The sequence below is a fragment of the Corynebacterium timonense genome, assembly GCF_900105305.1.
In the GTDB taxonomy this organism is placed as follows: Bacteria; Actinomycetota; Actinomycetes; order Mycobacteriales; family Mycobacteriaceae; genus Corynebacterium; species Corynebacterium timonense.
In genome coordinates, this window is record NZ_LT629765.1 from 1,427,874 (window position 1) to 1,445,872 (window position 17,999).

Below are 17,999 nucleotides of genomic sequence, written 5' to 3' on the forward strand. Positions count from 1 at the left end.
GGCCCGGCGCGGCGGGCCTACGCCGGGTCGGCGCCCAGCAGGCGCCATGCGCGGCGCACATCCGCGCCCCGGTCCGTCGCCCACGTGGCCACGAGCACGAGGAAGGAAAACAGCTGGATCACCAGCGGGCCGGCGGTGCCCCGCGCGGAATCAAGCAGCAGGTCGCGCACCGTAAAGCCGAGAGTGAAGGTGAACATCGTGCCCACGATGAGGAGGATGCCGGGGATCTGTGTGGGCTTCCAGGCGGCGAACGCGAGCGCGAGGGCAACGCCGAAGCGGACGGCCGCGACGTCGGGGGCCGCCCCGGCGGCGACGAGGTTGACCGCCCAGACGCCCCACACAATAGCGGCCACGACGAGCGCGACGCGGCACAGCGACAACAGCAGAAAACGGCGGCGGGAGAAGCGCCGCCACTCGCTTTCCACACCGGCGAGGATCGCCTCGGACAGGTCCGGCGGCGGGGCCATGCCGCCGCCGACCTCGGCAAAGCGCAGGTTCTTCGACAGCGCGACGAGCCGGTCCCAGTAGGCCCGGCACTCCTCGCATTGCGCGAGGTGGGCGTCGACAATCGCGTCGTCGAGACCCGTGCCTTCCCCGTCGAGCCGCGCGGACAGCGCCGCTTGGACGTCCTCGTGGCTAAGCACGGGTCAGCGCCCTATCGAGGCTGGCCCGGCCGGCGCCGAAGACCACGACGAGAAACAGCGCCGCGACGAGCACCATGGGGTACTCGATGCCCCCGTCTTCAAGGAAAAAGCCCTGGCTGAGGTGCACGAAGTACCCCGCGGCGAGCACGAGGAGCGCCAGGACGCTGGCGACGATCGTGGTCAGCAACCCGATGATGAGGAAGGCTCCCCCGATCAGCTCGACGGTGCCCGAGATGTACGCGGACAGCGTCGGCTGCGGCATGCCAGCCTCGCCGAGCCCGCGCGCGGTCTGCGCCATACCGACGTCGAACCAGGCGCGGTAGCCGCGGGCGACGAAGACTGCTCCGACGACGATGCGCACGAGGAAAAGCGCGAAATCGCGGACCGCGGGCCTGTTCATGGGTGTAAGACTACCCATGGAACCTGTTGGCGGAAACATCGGTCTAAGAAGGTATGAGCGATTCACTCGGCGATTCACTCGGCCCCGTGGTGGGCGACGACGGCCGCGCGCGGCCCCCGTGGGCGGCACGCGACCCCCTTTTAATGCACTACTACGACACGGAGTGGGGCATGCCCGTGCGCGACGAGCGCGGCATGTTCGAGCGCGTCTGTTTGGAGGGTTTCCAGGTCGGGCTGTCCTGGCGGCTCGTGCTGCAACGGCGCGAGGCGCTGCGCCGCGCCTTTTTCGATTTCGACCCCGACCAGGTCGCCCGCATGGACAGCATCGAGCATTTGCTTGACGACGCCACACTGATCCGCAACCGCCGCAAACTCGCCGCGGCCATCACAAACGCGCAGGCCACGCTTGCTTTACGGGAGGAGGGCACCCACCTGGGCGAGCTCGTGTGGTCCTTCCAGCCGGAGCAGACGCCGGCGCCGCGGACGATGGAGGAGGTGCCTACCCAGTCCCCGGAATCCCGCGCCCTGGCCGCGGAGCTCAAGCGCCGCGGCTTCACCATGGTCGGCCCGGTAACCATGTACGCGCTCATGGAGTCCGTGGGAGTGATCGACACGAACCTGCTGGCCACGTGGCGCCGGGGCGCCTCCGGAATCTGGCATGCTGGGTGAGGCTCACGTATTCCCCAAGGAGGTCTGCTTAGCTATGCACACCGGAGCCGCCATCGTCCAGACGCTGGAACGCCTCGGGGTCACACGCGCCTACCACGTTCCCGGCGAGAGCTTCCTCGCCGTTCTTGACGGCCTGTACGATTCCGACATCGAGACCATCACCTGCCGCCACGAGGCAGGCGCGACGTACGCCGCCGAGGCCCACGGCAAGGCAACCGGCCGGGCTGGGGTCGCGCTGGTGACCCGCGGGCCGGGCGCCGCCAACGCGAAAATCGGCGTCTACACCGCCTGGCAGGACGAAACCCCCCTTGTCCTGTTCATTGGCCTGATCCCCACGTCGGACCGCTACCGCGACTCCTTCCAGGAGTTCGACCCGGTCGGGTGGTTCGGCGGGATCACCAAGGGTGTGTTCGTCGTGGATGACCCTCAGCGCGCGAGCCGGATCGTGGCCAACGCGTTCCATCTCGCCGAGTCGGGCCGCCGCGGACCGGTCGTGGTGGGGCTGCCCGAAGACCTCATCGAGATGCCCTTCGAGGGCCAGCTTGCCCACCCCATTGCCCCGGCGCGCGGGGCCGTCTCCCCGGCAGACATCGCCACCGTTGAGGAGGCGCTGCGCGACGCCTCACGCCCCCTCCTTGTCGCGGGCGCGCAAGGGTGGACGCAACGGGCCTGCGATGCGGTGCGCGACTTCGCCGAGACGAACCAGATTCCGGTGCTCGGGGAATTCCGCGCGTCCGACCGCATTCACTTCGATTCCCCCGCCAACGCCGGCTGGCTTGGCACCGCTCGAAGCGACCACTCGGCGCACCTGTTGGACACAGCGGACGTCGTCGTCTGCCTCGGGGCGAAGCTCAGCGACAAGCCGACAGATAACTTCACCTTGCGTCAAGACCCGGGTGCCCGCACCATCGTGGTCAGCGCCGACTCCGAGCTCAAGGGCCACGTGAGCAGCGTGACCCACCATGTGCTCGCGGACCCGGCTGTCTTTGCCACCACCCTCGGGGACATCGACCTGACGGGTGCCCCGGACACAACGGAGTGGTACACCACCGCGCGCGCCCACCACCAGGAGTTTTCCACCCCGGCCCCCTTCGACGACCTCGAGGACGGGGCCGTCGATGTCAACCGCGTCATGCAGGCCATCACCCAGCGGCTGCCGGACAACGCCCTGTGTACCTTCGGTGCCGGGAGCCACTGCGCGTGGCCGCAGCGTTACTTCCCTACCCGCGCCTACCCCTCGATGCTGGCGACGCGGCTCGGGGCTATGGGCTACAGCGTGCCCGCTGCGTTGGCGGCGAAGCTCGCGCTCCCCGAACGCACCGTCGTTGCCTTCACGGGCGACGGGGAGCTCCTCATGAACGGCCAGGAGCTCGTGACGGCCGTGCGCTACAACGCCCCCATGCTCGTCATCCTCCTCGACAACTCCCAGTACGGCACCATCCGCGAGCACCAAGAGGACATGTACCCGGGGCGCGTATCGGGCACACAGCTGGATAACCCCGATTTCTCGGCGTGGGCGCGCTCTCTCGGCGCGTGGGCGGAAACGCTCGACACCGCCGCCGAGGTGGACGCCGTTGTGGGGCGCGCGTTCGACGCTCTTGCCCACGGTCACGTGGCCCTGGTGCATGTGGTGGTGGACCAAGAACACGCGTCGCCGAATTAGTCGTCTCCGTTAATCGTCCCCGTTAATCGCCCCCGTTAATCGTCATCGACGTCGGCGAAGGCCTCCTCCACCGAGTCGTACTCCTCCTCGGTCGCCTCCCAGACTTCCTTGACGGCGCTCAGGTTCACTGCCGCGATGATGAGCCCGACGATGATGTCGAACCAGGCCGTGGGCCACACGAACGTGGCGAGGCCGGCGGCGATGATGAGGACGTTGGCGAGGGCGTCGTTACGCGCTGCGAGCCACGCACCTGTCGCGAGAGCCGTACCGGAGCCGCGCACCTTGAGCAAGATCAGGGCGCAGACGACGTTGACCACGAGGGCGCCGGCAGCGACGAGTGTGAGCCCCTCTGGGGCGACCGGCACAGGGTCGAGGACCTTGCGCACGACGGTGACCAGCGCCGCAATCGCGGGGATGAGGATGAGAAGCGCCAGCACGCGCCCCATGACGCGGCGCCGCGGCGCGCTCATTGCCACGGCGAAGAAGACGAGCAGGTTGATCGCGGTGTCCTCGAGGAAGTCCGCCGAGTCGGCGAACAACGCGGCGGAGCCGAGCGCCACAGCCGCGAAGAACTCGACGAAGAAGTAGCCCAGGTTGAGCAGGGCGACGATGAGGACGGCGCGGCGCAGTTTTTCGGTGGTCACGATACGAAGTTACTCCCCTAGCCCGAAACTTATCCCGTGTCCGGACAATGCTGCTGGCCTTTACTAAGATTTTCCCCAACAAATTGAGATAGGCGTCAAGCTTGTGGATGTTACTTGTATGACACCAACAGTTTTAGCACTATTCGCATCTCCACCCACCACCCGACGATTACGAAACCACACCTCCGGAAATCTCACCTCGACACCTTAAATATCGATCCTGCGCGTTAGGTTTCCTACAATTGAGCTAAAAGTGCGTCCAAGACGAGTCGACCTGGCGTGCGACTGCGGCCCGCTTAACCTCAATATCGAGAGAAAGCCCCTGCAACATGATCGCGGATCCGATCCGAAACGCCTGAGTGGTCATCCGACTTTTATCTGAAATCATTGCTAGCGCCCCGGTTTTAAGGGCCCTCCGTTTGGGTGATGGCTCGCCCGAGCCTGCTTCCCAGCTCAGATGGACTCGACGCTAACCCTACGACACATCCTTGCGGACAGGTTACACCGCACAATCTAAAGCGCCGCTGGGTGAACCCTACCTCAACCGTGGGGCGGTTCAACATATTTTTGGAGGCCTAGTAGCCGAAATGACACTATGCGCGCGCCCAGCCGATTCGGAGTCAAAGGCGATATTGTACGCGCTATGAAACACGATCGAGCATAGCAAGCCGTATTTTCGCTCTAGAAAGCGCGAAATTAGTGCAAATACACCCATATGTATTGCCCCGAGTACCGATCCAATCCGAAAATGGGTCAGGCCGAACCCAATACTGCCTAGGAGTATCGAAGCAGCGCCGCGATCTTCCCTCCAGATGAGTTCCTCTGAAGCTGCAACCGAAATGGTCAGGAAAATCTGGGATCTAGATAGCAGATAGAAACGATACTCCGGAATTCGGCGAGCTAGAGTGCAAACACTAAGGCCATGCCATAGAAAACCTGCGCACGAAGAAAGCAAGATGTGTCCAACTCCCACTTTAAAAGATGGAAACCTTTGCGAGTTCTGCGTGACTATTCGTAGCAATGACGCACCGGCAATAATTCCGGTAGGGAAGTCGTGGTACCACCCTTCAGAGAGTTGGAGCTTTCCTGGCCACTTTCGGCGAGCAAAGAGAACAAGCTCCGGTCCTTTAAAGGTCCAAGCTAAATGGGTGATTTTTGATGGCGATATCACTTCTCTGCCCCCAAAAGAACCACATAAAGTGCGGCATCGTCTACACCGTTGTGGTCGGCGAGAATGGAGTTCACCTCGCAATCGATAAATCCTCCAAAAACTCGGGATTGAACGTTGACACTCGTTGACACGGTGAGCAGGTTCTGCGCAACATGACCGCACTCCATTAGACAAAAGCGCAGAGCTCGCTGAGAGTATTTGAAGCGGCTTCGCCAGAAACTCGCACTTATGATAACGAATGCCGATGCTTCGTTCGCTACCTCCGGTATTAAGAGAGCCTCGCCCAGAGAGTCGAGATCAACGTCGCTTCGAATATGCGCAAGTCCCTTTCTGTAGGGATCGAAGTGGTGCAGCTCTCCTGGTTCAAAAGTCTCGACTTTTCGAGACAGGAGATACAGATCAAGCGGGTAAAGAGCCCCGCCGGATGGTACGTTCCTCCGCGTCTGATCGCCATGACCAAATGAGTAAGCCCCATAAGAGTGATCGAGTATTTGGTGGATCGAAGACAGGGAGAGCTCACCTCCTCCGAATTGGGGGCAGGAACGCCGCGCTCGGAGCAAATCGTCTAGCCCACCCGGTAGTGGATCAGGTTCGCCTAGGTCAATGAAGGGCCTCGAGGAGTACCGTCTCGAGGCTCGCCCACTCATCTTTTGTAGTTCTGGCGATTGCAGCAGAGGAGGAATACCGGGAGTTTCCCAGGCGAGGCCGTCCCGCGTTAGCTTCGAGGCCTCAAAGTAGTCCTCACTGGGGTCGAACAGCTCTGGTACGCCGGTATTATAAACAATTTCCCGAAGGTTAGCGCTGTGACTTGCGTCGGCTGCAGATGACATGATCTTTCTCCTTAGGGAAACGGATGGGGAAACGGATTAAAATCGGCAAAGTCTAGGTCATCCGACTGTAGTCCGAGTTCGCGAGCGCGCGTGCGGAGTCGTGTACTGCCAAGATAACGGCGATGGAATCCAACGTCCAACATTTGGAGCTGGGGGCTGAAGGCCTTGAAAACTGCGCCGCCTGCCTCGCGTACATCTGGACTTGTAAGGTCCTTCGCGAAAACCTCAATCTCTTGAGAATTCAGGGCTGATACGATGGCAGCAATCTCTTCATTCGGCGAGGTACTAGTAAAATCACTCCCCGAAGAAACACTAGTTCGCTTATCCGACGAGATAAGAAACTTCACGCGGTCGCGCGATTCCGCATTCGCATAAAAACGGATGTGATCATCAAAATCTCTAATCTCGGCTATCATGTCACAAGTATTGGGGTCGATTGCGTTGCCGTCTCGCTGCTCAGCCTTAACCCAATTCCTTGTTTGCAAACACTCAATCGCGGCGTCTTGTGCTGCCTTGAGTATTGTTGGACCAGCTGATGCTCCCAAGGCCACAGGTGCATGATCAGTGAATGGGTTAATTGCGACCGCTAATACTGCTGGAATGTTTGAGATGCTCGAGAGATCAATCAAATAGACGTCAATACCCGATGGTTTTACGTAACGAGCCATGAATTGAGATAGATCCGCGCTTGATTCAATATCGAGAAGAGGCATGCTGAGACCAGAGTGCCACGTAATCATGAATGCGTCACGCTCAACTAGCTCATAAAGACCACCAAGAATCGCCTCTGCCGGAGTCGAGTGAAATGCTAACCCGCTGCTTGTTGCGTATCCTACCGCTGACTGCCCATAATGAGGATCGGTCGGGTATAAGTAGAGCATCTGAGACGGCACCCACACTGTATTCCCGTTGGCGAGGTTTTGGGCAGCTGACCAGTTCAATTCCAGATCGTTTGTCAATGGGCGATATTCAAAATTTGGATCCTCGAACTGTCTAGCGTGGAAAGGCGTCCACTGATCTGGGTGCACTCCTGGCGTCGAGTCTTTCCGCAACTCCGAGTAGCTGGTGCGCCGGAGACTTTCCCAGGGAACCCACGCCCCACTATACCGTTCTACGCACTCACCAATAGCAGCGAGATAAGTCGCGGTCTCCGAGATCGCTCCCCCACCATTGAATTTGTTGTTGGTAGAACCGATGAGAAACTCTCCGTCTGCCGTTTCAGCCCCGATGGAATAGCAGTATGAATCGTCGATATCATGCACTTTGTCGAACACACGGCTCACAATGCCCACTCGGTCAGAAACCAGAAGGCGAGCCCGATTTATCCCGTCTTCCAAAGTAGACCATCGTTCCCCTGACGGCAGCTGAGAGTAATTAATATTCGATGATTTAGGTTTAGTACTCATGTTATTCCTCGTGAAACCAAATTTGTGGATACCCAGTTCCAGACGCAGGCGAGCACTTTCGGCAGCGTGGAACGCGAAGCACTCGGTGGTTGGAAAGCTCAAACCCTTCCAGTCCATAAGATATTTCTGCGAACCCGCCCACGGGCGCCTGTCCCTGCGCTCCGTCGAGCGCGATGTGACTGACAATCGCATCGGTCAGCATTGAGATCATCATCGAGGTCACCGCTGGCTGGCTACCAAAACGGTCCTGACGCGGTTTGACCGATTTTCCTACTCGCTCAATACCAGCCAATACCGGCTCGCGTTGCACACTTCCCGCTCGGAGCCGAAGACACTCAAAGCAAGCGGATTGATTCGGGTAGAACCACGGACCGATCCTGAATTTTCCTCCACGGGCTGGTGTAAGCGGCGTCCAAACGCGGATATCGGAACTGAGGGCAAGATCGTTTGCTTCGTACAATACTGGGTCATGCTCATCCGCGGCAACGATCACCATTAGATCAGCCGAGACGTTCTTCGGTACTTTATGAACAATCGTTGGTTCCGCGATTGGGTAATGACGCAATTCGGCAGCCAAGCGGCTCACTGAAGAAGAGTGGTGTGGATCCACGACAAGAATATTGGCGTTTTCCAATCGTTTCGCAATGTCTTCGCACGGGACAAGCCGCCCGCTCCGGTTTGCTAGTGAGACAACTACATCCGGCCAAACGTTTTCACCACACGGTATTAGGATCTCAGTTTGCGCAAGGATATCGAACGCAGATCGGAGGCGGTCGATGTCTCCAGGCGAGTAATCACCATTGGCTTCCGGAACACTCAGTTCCTCGGTAGTTGATAGGACCTCGGCTATAAATGGCCATAGTTTCCCGTCGGAAAGGCTGTAGGTGCTGGCCGCTGCTACGATCACTACCCTTTCACCATCATACGAAACTCGCAGATCCGGATTAACCTGATAGGTTTTATTCTCAGTCATCGGCCCTCACTTACAGTTTTTCTGACATATTTCTTGAATTCAGTCAAAGCTTCATAGGTACCGACTGCGGTAACCGAGTCTGAGACTACTAGTTGTTGAGCGCCAATAACTCGGCTGCTAAGCGTCGGGTTCATCCCAGCATCTATCATTGCATCGAACAAATCTGAAGGTTTGGCCGGTTCGAGGCCAACACGGTAACCAAGTTCGGAACTCAAGATCTCGATAACGCGATCTGTCGGTACCGCGCCAAATACGGTACTTGCAGGGATGTCAGCCCCTGAAGCCGCAGCTGCAACGGCGCCCCGTAATGATTCTGCCGCCTGCTCGCGGCTCACCAAACTCATTACTTTTGCTGGTTCGATGAGAACCAATGAATGATACTTAACAACCTGCTTGATATCTTCTTTCCAATCTTCAACCTGCCGTGGAAGATTAAGGATTCGAGTTTCACCAAACTCGCAGATCTTTGACTGAACAGCGTCAATCCAAGAAAGGTATTCGGTAGCGCTTCCAGAAAGGTCTTCGTTGATAATTTCCGGGCGTATGAGTAATCTTGTGGACGCAGATGCTGCAATTTCGATTTTCTCAACCAGTTCCTCACGATTCAGCGTGACAGCATCGATAACGACAAGGGGCTCAATGACCTCAATATCGGCCAAAGTTTGGGCGATATGGATTCGTGAGCCGAGATAAGTAACCTTCATCTTCAACTCTCCTGAAATTCTACAAGAAAAAGATTTCCAAAATTCGACGAGTTTTCTATAGCGGGTCCAATCGCTTCTCCGGTATCTGTAAACAATGAAATATCTGCCCCTGGGAGTGCTCTGTCACAGAGCATTTGAAGTTCCTCACGTGTCAGCGAAACGTTGTACTGGTCTACAAGGAACTGCTTTCGCTGGTCAGAACTCACGTATCTCAGTAGTGGACCGGTTCTTAACAGGTCAACAATGACGATTCGGCCACCAGGATTGAGTCGCTTGCGCAATTCAGCGCACCGTCGCATAGGGTCGTCCCATAAGGCAACACTCAACGAAGAAACAATGACATCAGCGCGCGGCACAGAAGGTGGAATGTTTTCTACGCTAGCCCGTACGAATCGAACCCTACTTGACGTCAAGGACTCAGCCATATGTATACCCGCCTTGTCTGGATCAACGCCGATGTAGCACCTGAAACTTTCCAACATCTCAGAAATCAATCCCTCACCACATCCCACGTCTAAAACTAGAGGAGGCGTATCTGTCACGAAATTATTAATCTGGGCAGCAGCGAAAGCAGAGTAGCGTGGCTCGACGGCCGCGTCATGCCGCCGAGCTACAGCAACAAGCGCGGGATCGAAGTACCATCGCCGTGCCCTGTTTATGACCTCCCCATCTCGCAATTCCTCCATCTTGGAGCCATTTAGGCATGTCATTACTCCTCCGTAGTCTCTCCGGATCCGGCTTCCTTTGAGTCTTTCGAAAAAGTTGAATTGACTGTCGCGAGACTCCCTTTCGTCGTTTTCTTTTTCTCTCGATATGGACCGATAAACCACCACAGAACCACTATGAATACAGCAACGACAACCCAATAGATTAACCAAAACGCATCTTGCAATCCGGTGACTAGAATTCCCGCACAAAGCAAGATAACGCTGATCAGCGAAGCCATACACACACGCTTCCAGGTTGACATTGCTTTCTCATAGCCGTCTGTTTCAGGATCAGATCCCTTCGAATCCGATTCTTCCGATTCTCCAAAACGACGAGCGAATCGCTTGTCTAGGGTTCGAATGATTGTCGGCCCAACTGCAATGGAATATCCGATATATAGAGCGGATAAACCGTGAGCGAAATTCGCCGACTCACCGGTACTTAGGTCGACGTAGGTAAGAACTAGTAGTACAAAATCAACGACGGGAGTGGCAATTAACAGCCCGGCCCCGATCCGGGGGGCCCTCAATGCATACCGAGTGAAAAGTCCACCGAGAAGTAGGATCCAGAACAAAACTTCGGCTACCACGATAGCTACAAGAATCAAGCGGCGATCTCCAAACTGTAAGTAGTTTTGAATTTGGGAAATAAGTTAGGCTGCGGGACGCCTGGCTTTGGGAAACCCAGACATCCCGCAGATAAGCCTTGGTTTAGCCACCGCAGCAGCAGCAGCACGGCAGGGTAGTGCAAGTGCAGCGAGCGGCGGTAGGCTCGAATGCTTGGACCTCGGACACAATCTTGGAGGAGCCAGTCGAAATTTCGGCCGGCAACGCGTTGATCAAACTGGACATTTATTTCATCTCCTTTTCAGGTTGACGATAGGACGGGCCCCAAAAGTATTTTTGGGATGGCTCCATCTATACCATCACCTGAAGCCTATGTCACTGCCCGAGAGGTGTTATTCGCTTTCAAGAGATAAAATGTCATTTTTCTGTAATATTCCGTTCACTTTAAGCAGAGGGAGATTACTACCATCCGAGGACGTTTGCGCTCGGTCCGTTTGGTTCCGATGAGCACGCTTCACATGAATCGACGCAGTATCGAATTCAAGAGGCTGGGCGGCCGTCTAGCGGGTGACGCCACGGTTTCCCAGGGGGGCTGACACAAAGCACGCCAGTTAACCGTCCTGCGGCGTTCGAAACTTCTGAACGTTCGAAACCTCTCAGGACATCAAGCCGTTGCACCTCTTTACCGAAGCTAACCAGCCCCAGACCAAGGGTAAAGTGTTTCCCCGCAACCCGCGCTGGTTCTCGGATGGGGTTCGGCCCCCAATCCCAGTGAAAAAGAACAGCACTATATCTCCTCGGGTGTCTTCAACGGGACAACCACAATAACGGCCATTGCACCATCTACGTCGCAACTCCTCAACTGCGTTACGGAGAGATGCCTCTCGGCATCTCCCGCCAGCGCGTCTACAAGATTTTGGCCGAGTTCAACATCGGCGGAGCTGAGGCGATCGCCCCGAAATCACGTGCGCCTCACACCCGTCCGCACGCCGTTCTTGCAGATCTGCGCAAACACATCATTGACATGCGCATACAACTCACCAAGGCTGGCTTCGACGCCGGCCCCGACTCCATCGCCTTCCACCTGGAGCGACAGGGCCTGCGAGTGCCGTCAACGTCGACGATCCGCCGGATCATCACCAACGCCGGGCTGGTAGCCCCGCAGCGGCGGAAAAAGCTCCGCAGCAGCTACATCCGCTTCGAAGCCGCCATGGTTAACGAGTGCTGGCAAGCCGACATCACCCACCTGTTCCTTAGCGACGGCACCAGGGTAGAAGTCCTCGACTTTCTCGACGACCACTCCCGCTACCTGCTGGGTGTCACCGCAAAAGCAGCCTTTACCGGGGTAGCAGTCGCCGCAGAACTACAACGCCTCGTTGAAACCTACAGCCCACCCGCATCCACGCTCACAGACAACGGCCTCGTTTTCACAGCCCGCATGGCCGGGCGCAAAGGCGGGCGAAACACCTTCGAAAAGGTCTTGACAGACCACCGCATCCAACAGAAAACGGCCGCCCAGGCCATCCATAAACCCAAGGTAAAATCGAACGATTCCACCAAACGCTCAAAAGATGGATCAAGGCCCGACCACCAGCCGAAACAATTGACCAGCTGCAGAAACAACTCAACGAATTCGCCGACTACTATAACACCCAGCGCCCGCACCGCTGCCTCGGACGCCACACACCGAAACGGCCTACACCCACGGCCCGAATGCCGAACCAAAAGCCACCCCCGCAGACGAATGGCGCACACGAAACGACATCGTCGCACCCAACGGCGAAGTCAGTATCCGCTACGCCGGCCGCCTGTATCACCTTGGAATCGGCCGAGCCTGCGTCGGCGGAAAAATCCTCATGGCCATCACCGACAACCACATCACCCAAAGAAACCGGCGAAATCATCACCGAGCACTACATCGACACACCCCGCGACACGCCGACACCAGACACACATTTTGTCGCTTAACCCGCGACCCACCCCTGCAATAAGAAACAAAACCGGCGCCCCGAAAAAATAAGCCGGTGTGTCCATCATGTCGCGACGGAGGACAAAAGTGGAGCTAAGGGGAATCGAACCCCTGACCTTCGCATTGCGAACGCGACGCTCTACCAACTGAGCTATAGCCCCTCGCGCTTAGCGCATAGATGACCTTACTCCTGCCCCGCCAGAAGACTAAACCGGCTGCTCAGCGCGGCTAGCTGGCGCGGGCGGCGGAGCTTTCGGTGGTGTGCTCGTACGGCTCGCCGGCGTAGGCGGGCAGGTCCGCGAAGTCGGGGCTTTCGTCGTCACGCTCCACCATCACCGCCCCCGGGGGTCGGCGAAAGGGCGAGGCGGAGGCCGGGCTGTCCGCCGTGGCCACGCCCATCCTGGCGCGCCGCAGCTGGCGGACGCGGCGCGCGTGCAACGCGCGCTCCTCGCGCACCACGCGGCGCAGAGCCACCATGAACCACAGGGTCAGGGCAATCGCCACGGCTGGGAGCAGCCAGACCCACCCGCCGGCGACGACGGCGCCCACGACGGCGATGACGTCGGCGACGATCAGGCCGGCCAGGGTGCGCTGGCGCCTCTGGAAACGGTCAGCCTTGGTGGCCTGCTCGCGCTCGGGGTCCCACCCGCCGCGGCCGCGTCGGGTGCGGGCGAACTCGATGTCCTCGTCCGTGAGATCGGCCTCCTGCGAGATCGCCACCAACTCCCCGGCGGGTTCCGTCGCCCCTTCTCCCGATTCGGGCCTGCCAACGCCGGTGTCGGCCGCAACGGCGGCGTAACCGTAGTCCTCGGGCGAGATGTACGATTCCTCCACCTCGTAGGGGCCGATCTCGTCGTCCTCCTCCTGCAGCAGCGAGTAGGCGGTCGATCCGGCCTCCTCGTCCTGCACCGGGGCCGCTTCGGGGGCCACGTCGCGCTCCTGCGCGGACTCCTCCGCCTCGGCGGCGTCGGCGACCACCTCGCCCTCGAGGGGCTCGTCACGACGGGTGAAGAACCCGCGCACCGACAGGCCCTTCTCCTTCTCCGGGTCGTTATCCTCGACCTCGACGACCTCGTAGTCCTCGGTGTCCTCGCTAAAGCGGTGCACGTCCGCCCGGGTGAGCTTCGGGCGGCGGCGGCCGGGCACGGGTGCGGTGCCCCCGGAGTGGAGCACTCGAGTCTCGTCGTAGCCATCGCCCGAGCGGCGGATCGGTGTGTTATTGCCCATCACCATCGGGGCGAGGACGATCACCCACACGACGATGATCAAGACGACGATCAGGCTGAGGCTGCCCATGGGCTGGCCACCTTTCTGCGGACATTTGGCGGACGGAGCTAAAGATCACTTCTACGCTATCGGCCGTGGCCGCATCCCCCGTGCAGGCACGCCGCAGGGAGCACCCGAAAAACGCCCCTCAGGCGGGTCGCGCTCTGCCCGAGGCGATGAGCCACCGGGCCGCGCTTTCCGGGTAGTCCTCCTTGTTCAGAGCAACGAAGTGGTGGTCGCGCCACTGGCCGTCGATATGCAAATTGCGCCGCAGGTAGCCCTCCTCGCGGTAGCCGTTCGCGGCGAGGACCCGGCCGGAGGCAGGGTTCGACGGCAGGTACGTCGCGGTCACACGATGCATGCCGACGCGCCCGAAGGCGTGGTCGGTGCCAAGCGCGCAGGCGGCGGTGGCGACGCCGTGGCCCATGTGCGCGGAGTGCACCCAGTACCCGATCCAGCACTCGCTGACGGACCCGTGCTGGATGTTGCCCAGCGTCACCTGGCCGGCGAACGCGCCGTCGACGTCGATGGCGAAGGGGACGACGGTGCCGTCGGCAGCCGCCGCGCGGAGGTTCGCCCAGGTGCGCCGCCACGCGGCGGGGCTGTGGGCCTCGTCCCATGTGCCGGGCACGGACGGCTCGACGGGCTTGAGCCAGGCTTCGTCGATGCGCCTTGTCTCGGACCACGCGCGCCCGTCGCGGCCCCGCAGAGGGCGTAAGCTCACCCGCGGCCCGGCGGGGAGCGCGAGCGCGGGCGTCGATTCAGGCCAGCCAGGGTGATACGGGCTGGCCGCCGTTAAGAAACGCAACATCGCCGGGTCAGGACCGCTGCTGGAGGAAGACGACGTCAACGACGTCGCCCGGGCGGATGTCGGTGACCTCCTCGGGGATCTCGATCATCGCGTTGGCGTCGGCGAAACCCGCGAGCAGGTGCGCCGGGCCCCCGCCCGGGCCGCCGAGGCCTTGGACGAGGTAGTCGCCCGTCTCCGCGTCGCGCATGAGGCGGGCGCGGATGAAACCGCGCCGGCCCGGGATGGACTGGATGGGCCCAAGCGATCGGGCGTGGACGGCGCGGCGCGCGGGGGTGCGCTTGCCCAGGGACTGCCGAATGGCAGGCCGGACGATGGTCTCGAAGATCACCAGCGCACTCACCGGATTCGACGGGAGCAAAAACACGGGGACACGATCCTCCCCAACCAGCCCGAAGCCCTGCACCGAGCCGGGATGCATGGCCACTCGGGTGACGTCAATTTCCCCGAGGCCGCCAAGAACTTCTTGGACGGCGTCCGCGCCGCTGCCTCCGACCGCCCCGGCGATAACCAACAGCTCACTGCGTGCAACTTGGTTCGCGATCGTCTCTTTCAACCGCCTCGGCTCGGCGTTGATGATGCCCACCCGCTGTACGTCCGCCCCGGCCTCTCTGGCGGCGGCGGCGAGAGCGTAGGAGGTCACATCGTAGACCTGGCCCAAGCCGGGGTCGCGACCGATCTCGACAAGCTCGAGGCCGTAGGCCATGACCGCCACTCGGGGCCGCGGGTAGACGAGGACCTTGTCGCGCCCCGTCGCAGCCAGCAGCCCGATCTGCGCCGGCCCGAGCACCGCTCCGGCGCTGACGGCCACGTCGCCGGGCTGGATATCGGCGCCCTCTCGGCGCACGAAGTCCCCCGTGCTCACGGAGCGCAGCGCACTGACGCGCTTGCAGCCCCGGTCGCTCCACTCGAGGGGCAGGACGGCGTCGGCCAGCGTGGGAAGGGGCGCGCCCGTGGCCACGCGCACGGCCTGCCTGGGCTGCAAACGCAGCGGCTTCTGCGAACCTGCAGCGACCTCACCGACGACGGGAAGGGACGCGTCGACTGGGCCGGGGTCCTCCCGTGAACCGAGAGCGACACCCCCGCCGACGTCGACGGCGCGCACCGCGTAGCCGTCGACTGCGGCCTGCGAAAAGCCCGGCAGCGAACGCGTCGCGGCGACCTCCTCCGCGCACATGAGCCCGAGGGCGTCGGCGATGGTCACGCGGATGGGGTCGGGCGCCGCGGCGGCATCGATCACCATCGCGAGCTGGTCGTCAACGCTGCGCATAGATGTCCACTGCCCCTTTCCGCGGCACATTCCACATCAGTCCGAATCAGTTGGGCTTAATCTACCCTTGGTCGCCCACCACGTGGGGGTTCTCCGCCTCGAACTCGTCGATGATCTTCTTGATCGCGGTATACAGCGCCGGCCCGTACTTCTCGTTGCGCAGTCCAAAGTCGACGTTGGCGGGGATGTAGCCGCCCGGGTTGCCAAGGTCGTGACGCTTGCCCTCGTGGACGACGACGTGGACGGGGTGGCCCTCGTCGATCATGAGCGCGATGGCGTCCGTCAGCTGCAGCTCGCCGCCCGCACCCGGGGTGATGCGGCGCAGGGCGTCGAAGATGGCGCGGTCGAGCAGGTAGCGCCCCGCCGCCACGAGCGTGGAGGGCGCGTCCTCGGGCGCCGGCTTTTCCACCATGCCGCGCACGCGCTTGACCTCGAAGCCGTCGAAGCCGGACGCCTCGTGCTCTGTCAGGTCTTCGACATCGAAGACGCCGTAATTAAATACCTCGTCGCGCCGCACGTTAAAGGCGCACAGCACGGAGCCGCCGAGTTCGGCGCGCACCTGCGCCATCTTCTCCATCACGCCGGTGGGCAGCACGAGATCGTCCGGCAGCATGACGGCCACTGCGTCCTCGCCCTCACCCAGCGCGCTTTCCGCGCACCCGACCGCGTGCCCAAGGCCGAGGGGCCGCTCCTGCTCCACGGCGACGGCCTCGATGAGGTTCGCGGCGCGGGAGACCTTCTCCACCTCGGCGGTCTTCCCGCGCGCCTGAAGCGTCTCGCGCAGCTGCTCAAAGGAGCCAAAGTGCCGCATAATCTCCTGCTTCTCGGGGGCAGTGACCACCACCAGCTGCTGCGCACCCAGCTGCGCCGCCTCGCTCGCGATCAGCTCGATGCCCGGGGTGTCCACCACCGGCAGCAGCTCCTTGGGCACTGTCTTCGTCGCAGGCAAAAAGCGGGTCCCCATCCCGGCAGCGGGCACAACGACCGTTTTGACGCCCTGCACCGGGCTCGGATTGGAATTCTGCATAATGCTCGACCTTACCCGCCCCCGCCTCCCCATCCGCTCTTTGACTCCTGTGCGACAATGGTGGTCATGAGCACAAAGCAGACCGTGCGTGAGCAGCGCATTGCTTATCGACGTTCCCTCCGCGCCTCCCCCGACACTAAAACGCAGCTGGACGCAGCCCTCGCCCGCAACGCCGCCGCCTTCCTGCGCGAGCGCGGCGCAACGGGCAACGTCGCGGCCTACTTCCCCCTCCCCTCCGAGCCGGGCGGCGAGGCCCTCCTGCCGGCGCTCGCCGAGGTCTGCCGCGCCGTCTTCCTCCCCATCTCGCTGCCGGACGGGGTGCTCGCCTGGGCCGTCTACGACGGCGCCACGTCGACCGAGGGCGCGCTGGGGATTTCCGAGCCGACCGGGGCCCGGTTCACATCGGCCGTCTTGCGCTCCTGCGATGTGGTGCTTGCGCCGGCTCTTGCCGTCGATACGCACGGCATGCGGCTGGGCAAGGGCGCGGGCTACTACGACCGAGCCCTCGACGGCCTCGCCGTGCCCGTCGCGGCGCTGGTCTACGACAACGATGTCCTCGACCATGTCCCCCACGACGCGCACGACGTCCCGGTCGCCGCGGCGATCACCCCGAGAGGCGTACTCAACTTTTCAGGGAACCCCGACGCCGCCCGCCCCGTCTAAGGGGGTATGAAGCTTGTCCACGAGCTGCGGACCCCCAGCCACCGCCGCAGCGTGCTCATCCGGCGCGTCCTCGCCCTCGCCTTGGTGGTGGCCGCGGTATTCAGCGCTGCCTCGACGCGTGCGCGTGAGCCGGAGGTCCTCGTCTTCGCTCGTGACGTTGCCGCGGGCACTGTCGTCAGCAGCGAAGACGTCGAGCTTCGCCGTCTGCCCGCCTCGGCCGTCCCCGCGACCGCGCTCGGCGCCGTAGCAGACGCCGAAGGCACAACACTGGCCGCCGGCGCGGCGGCGGGGGAAGTGGTGACGCACACGCGCCTCGTCGGCCCGGAGCTGAGCCGTAGCCTCGCCCCCGAGGGCGACTACACGATGGTCCCTGTCGTCCTCGCCGAGCCGGAGATCGTGCCGCTTTTGCACCACGGGGCGCACGTCAGGGTGATCACGCTGGCCCCGGAGACGGGGGCGGCGGTGACGGTGGCGTCGGGGGCGCGGGTCGTGCTCGCCAGCACGGAGGCTGCCGAACCCAGCGTGTTGCTTCTACTGCGCGCCGAGGAGGCTGCCGCCGTCGCGGCCTCGTCCCTCGCGGCACCGTTGACGGTCGTGCTGGAAGCCCCGCCGCCCTGAC

At 61.5% G+C, this 17,999-nt stretch carries 18 protein-coding genes, 1 tRNA gene and 1 pseudogene; 5 read left to right on the forward strand and 15 right to left on the reverse strand.

Annotation, left to right across the window (positions count from 1 at the left end; translation table 11 throughout):
• Positions 1–17: 17 nt before the first annotated feature.
• Positions 18–644 carry a zf-HC2 domain-containing protein gene (locus BLT81_RS06720; protein WP_019194199.1) on the reverse strand — a complete coding sequence of 209 codons (627 nt, stop codon included), beginning with the start codon at positions 642–644 and terminating at the stop codon, positions 18–20.
• Positions 637–1,044, reverse strand: a complete 408-nt coding sequence (locus BLT81_RS06725; RefSeq protein ID WP_019194200.1) for a DoxX family protein — start codon at positions 1,042–1,044, stop codon at positions 637–639. The genes BLT81_RS06720 and BLT81_RS06725 overlap by 8 nt, the downstream gene beginning before the upstream one ends.
• 53 nt (positions 1,045–1,097) lie before the next feature.
• Here BLT81_RS06725 and BLT81_RS06730 point away from each other — a divergent pair, with 53 nt between their 5' ends.
• Together BLT81_RS06730 and BLT81_RS06735 are read left to right on the forward strand one after the other, a co-directional pair.
• Complete coding sequence (locus BLT81_RS06730; RefSeq protein ID WP_019194201.1) at positions 1,098–1,712, forward strand: DNA-3-methyladenine glycosylase I; 615 nt, start codon at positions 1,098–1,100, stop codon at positions 1,710–1,712.
• 34 nt (positions 1,713–1,746) lie between these two features.
• Positions 1,747–3,375 carry a thiamine pyrophosphate-dependent enzyme gene (locus BLT81_RS06735; protein ID WP_019194202.1) on the forward strand — a complete coding sequence of 543 codons (1,629 nt, stop codon included), beginning with the start codon at positions 1,747–1,749 and terminating at the stop codon, positions 3,373–3,375.
• Positions 3,376–3,410: 35 nt separating this feature from the next.
• On the opposite strand, the gene BLT81_RS06740 is transcribed toward BLT81_RS06735, so the two are convergent.
• The 8 genes from BLT81_RS06740 to BLT81_RS13350 all read right to left on the reverse strand — a co-directional run bounded on the left by BLT81_RS06740 (position 3,411) and on the right by BLT81_RS13350 (position 10,662).
• Positions 3,411–4,019, reverse strand: coding sequence for a cation efflux transmembrane domain-containing protein (locus BLT81_RS06740; protein ID WP_019194203.1), 609 nt, complete (start codon positions 4,017–4,019; stop codon positions 3,411–3,413).
• A 1,167-nt stretch (positions 4,020–5,186) separates the two neighbouring features.
• The gene (locus tag BLT81_RS06750; protein ID WP_051011461.1) at positions 5,187–6,020 is read right to left on the reverse strand and encodes a SagB/ThcOx family dehydrogenase; all 834 of its coding nucleotides are present in this window, start codon (positions 6,018–6,020) and stop codon (positions 5,187–5,189) included.
• A gap of 11 nt (positions 6,021–6,031) precedes the next feature.
• Positions 6,032–7,426: a YcaO-like family protein gene (locus BLT81_RS06755; RefSeq protein WP_040421371.1), complete on the reverse strand. Its 1,395-nt coding sequence runs from the start codon at positions 7,424–7,426 to the stop codon at positions 6,032–6,034.
• A gap of 1 nt (position 7,427) precedes the next feature.
• Entirely contained in the window at positions 7,428–8,399 is a 972-nt protein-coding gene (locus tag BLT81_RS06760) for a TOMM precursor leader peptide-binding protein (RefSeq protein WP_051011462.1), read from the reverse strand.
• Positions 8,396–9,109: a hypothetical protein gene (locus BLT81_RS12645; RefSeq protein ID WP_156784088.1), complete on the reverse strand. Its 714-nt coding sequence runs from the start codon at positions 9,107–9,109 to the stop codon at positions 8,396–8,398. Before BLT81_RS12645 ends, BLT81_RS06760 begins: the two co-directional genes overlap by 4 nt.
• Positions 9,106–9,813 (reverse strand): class I SAM-dependent methyltransferase, encoded by a 708-nt coding sequence (locus tag BLT81_RS06765; protein ID WP_051011463.1) that lies wholly within the window; start codon positions 9,811–9,813, stop codon positions 9,106–9,108. Before BLT81_RS06765 ends, BLT81_RS12645 begins: the two co-directional genes overlap by 4 nt.
• Entirely contained in the window at positions 9,813–10,418 is a 606-nt protein-coding gene (locus BLT81_RS06770) for a hypothetical protein (RefSeq protein WP_231286605.1), read from the reverse strand. The genes BLT81_RS06765 and BLT81_RS06770 overlap by 1 nt, the downstream gene beginning before the upstream one ends.
• A 103-nt stretch (positions 10,419–10,521) precedes the next feature.
• Positions 10,522–10,662: a plantazolicin family TOMM peptide gene (locus BLT81_RS13350; RefSeq protein WP_081582913.1), complete on the reverse strand. Its 141-nt coding sequence runs from the start codon at positions 10,660–10,662 to the stop codon at positions 10,522–10,524.
• Positions 10,663–11,266: 604 nt separating this feature from the next.
• Between BLT81_RS13350 and BLT81_RS06780 the strand changes: the two are divergent.
• A pseudogene (locus BLT81_RS06780) lies at positions 11,267–12,345 on the forward strand (integrase core domain-containing protein); the annotation flags it as partial.
• Positions 12,346–12,434: 89 nt separating this feature from the next.
• Here BLT81_RS06780 and BLT81_RS06785 read toward each other — a convergent pair.
• The 5 genes from BLT81_RS06785 to BLT81_RS06805 all read right to left on the reverse strand — a co-directional run bounded on the left by BLT81_RS06785 (position 12,435) and on the right by BLT81_RS06805 (position 16,717).
• A tRNA-Ala gene (locus tag BLT81_RS06785) sits at positions 12,435–12,507 on the reverse strand.
• A 67-nt stretch (positions 12,508–12,574) separates the two neighbouring features.
• On the reverse strand, positions 12,575–13,642 hold the full coding sequence (gene sepX / locus BLT81_RS06790; RefSeq protein WP_019194205.1) for a divisome protein SepX/GlpR: 1,068 nt from the start codon (positions 13,640–13,642) through the stop codon (positions 12,575–12,577).
• A 118-nt stretch (positions 13,643–13,760) separates the two neighbouring features.
• Positions 13,761–14,423, reverse strand: a complete 663-nt coding sequence (locus BLT81_RS06795) for a GNAT family N-acetyltransferase (RefSeq protein WP_040421300.1) — start codon at positions 14,421–14,423, stop codon at positions 13,761–13,763.
• A 7-nt stretch (positions 14,424–14,430) separates the two neighbouring features.
• Positions 14,431–15,690: a molybdotransferase-like divisome protein Glp gene (glp, locus tag BLT81_RS06800; RefSeq protein WP_019194207.1), complete on the reverse strand. Its 1,260-nt coding sequence runs from the start codon at positions 15,688–15,690 to the stop codon at positions 14,431–14,433.
• A 61-nt stretch (positions 15,691–15,751) separates the two neighbouring features.
• Positions 15,752–16,717 (reverse strand): UTP--glucose-1-phosphate uridylyltransferase, encoded by a 966-nt coding sequence (locus tag BLT81_RS06805; protein WP_019194208.1) that lies wholly within the window; start codon positions 16,715–16,717, stop codon positions 15,752–15,754.
• 66 nt (positions 16,718–16,783) lie between these two features.
• On the opposite strand from BLT81_RS06805, the gene BLT81_RS06810 reads away from it, so the two are divergent.
• Both BLT81_RS06810 and BLT81_RS06815 read left to right on the forward strand, forming a co-directional pair.
• Positions 16,784–17,380, forward strand: a complete 597-nt coding sequence (locus BLT81_RS06810; RefSeq protein ID WP_019194209.1) for a 5-formyltetrahydrofolate cyclo-ligase — start codon at positions 16,784–16,786, stop codon at positions 17,378–17,380.
• Positions 17,381–17,386: 6 nt separating this feature from the next.
• Positions 17,387–17,998, forward strand: coding sequence for an SAF domain-containing protein (locus tag BLT81_RS06815; protein ID WP_019194210.1), 612 nt, complete (start codon positions 17,387–17,389; stop codon positions 17,996–17,998).
• Position 17,999: the final 1 nt, after the last annotated feature.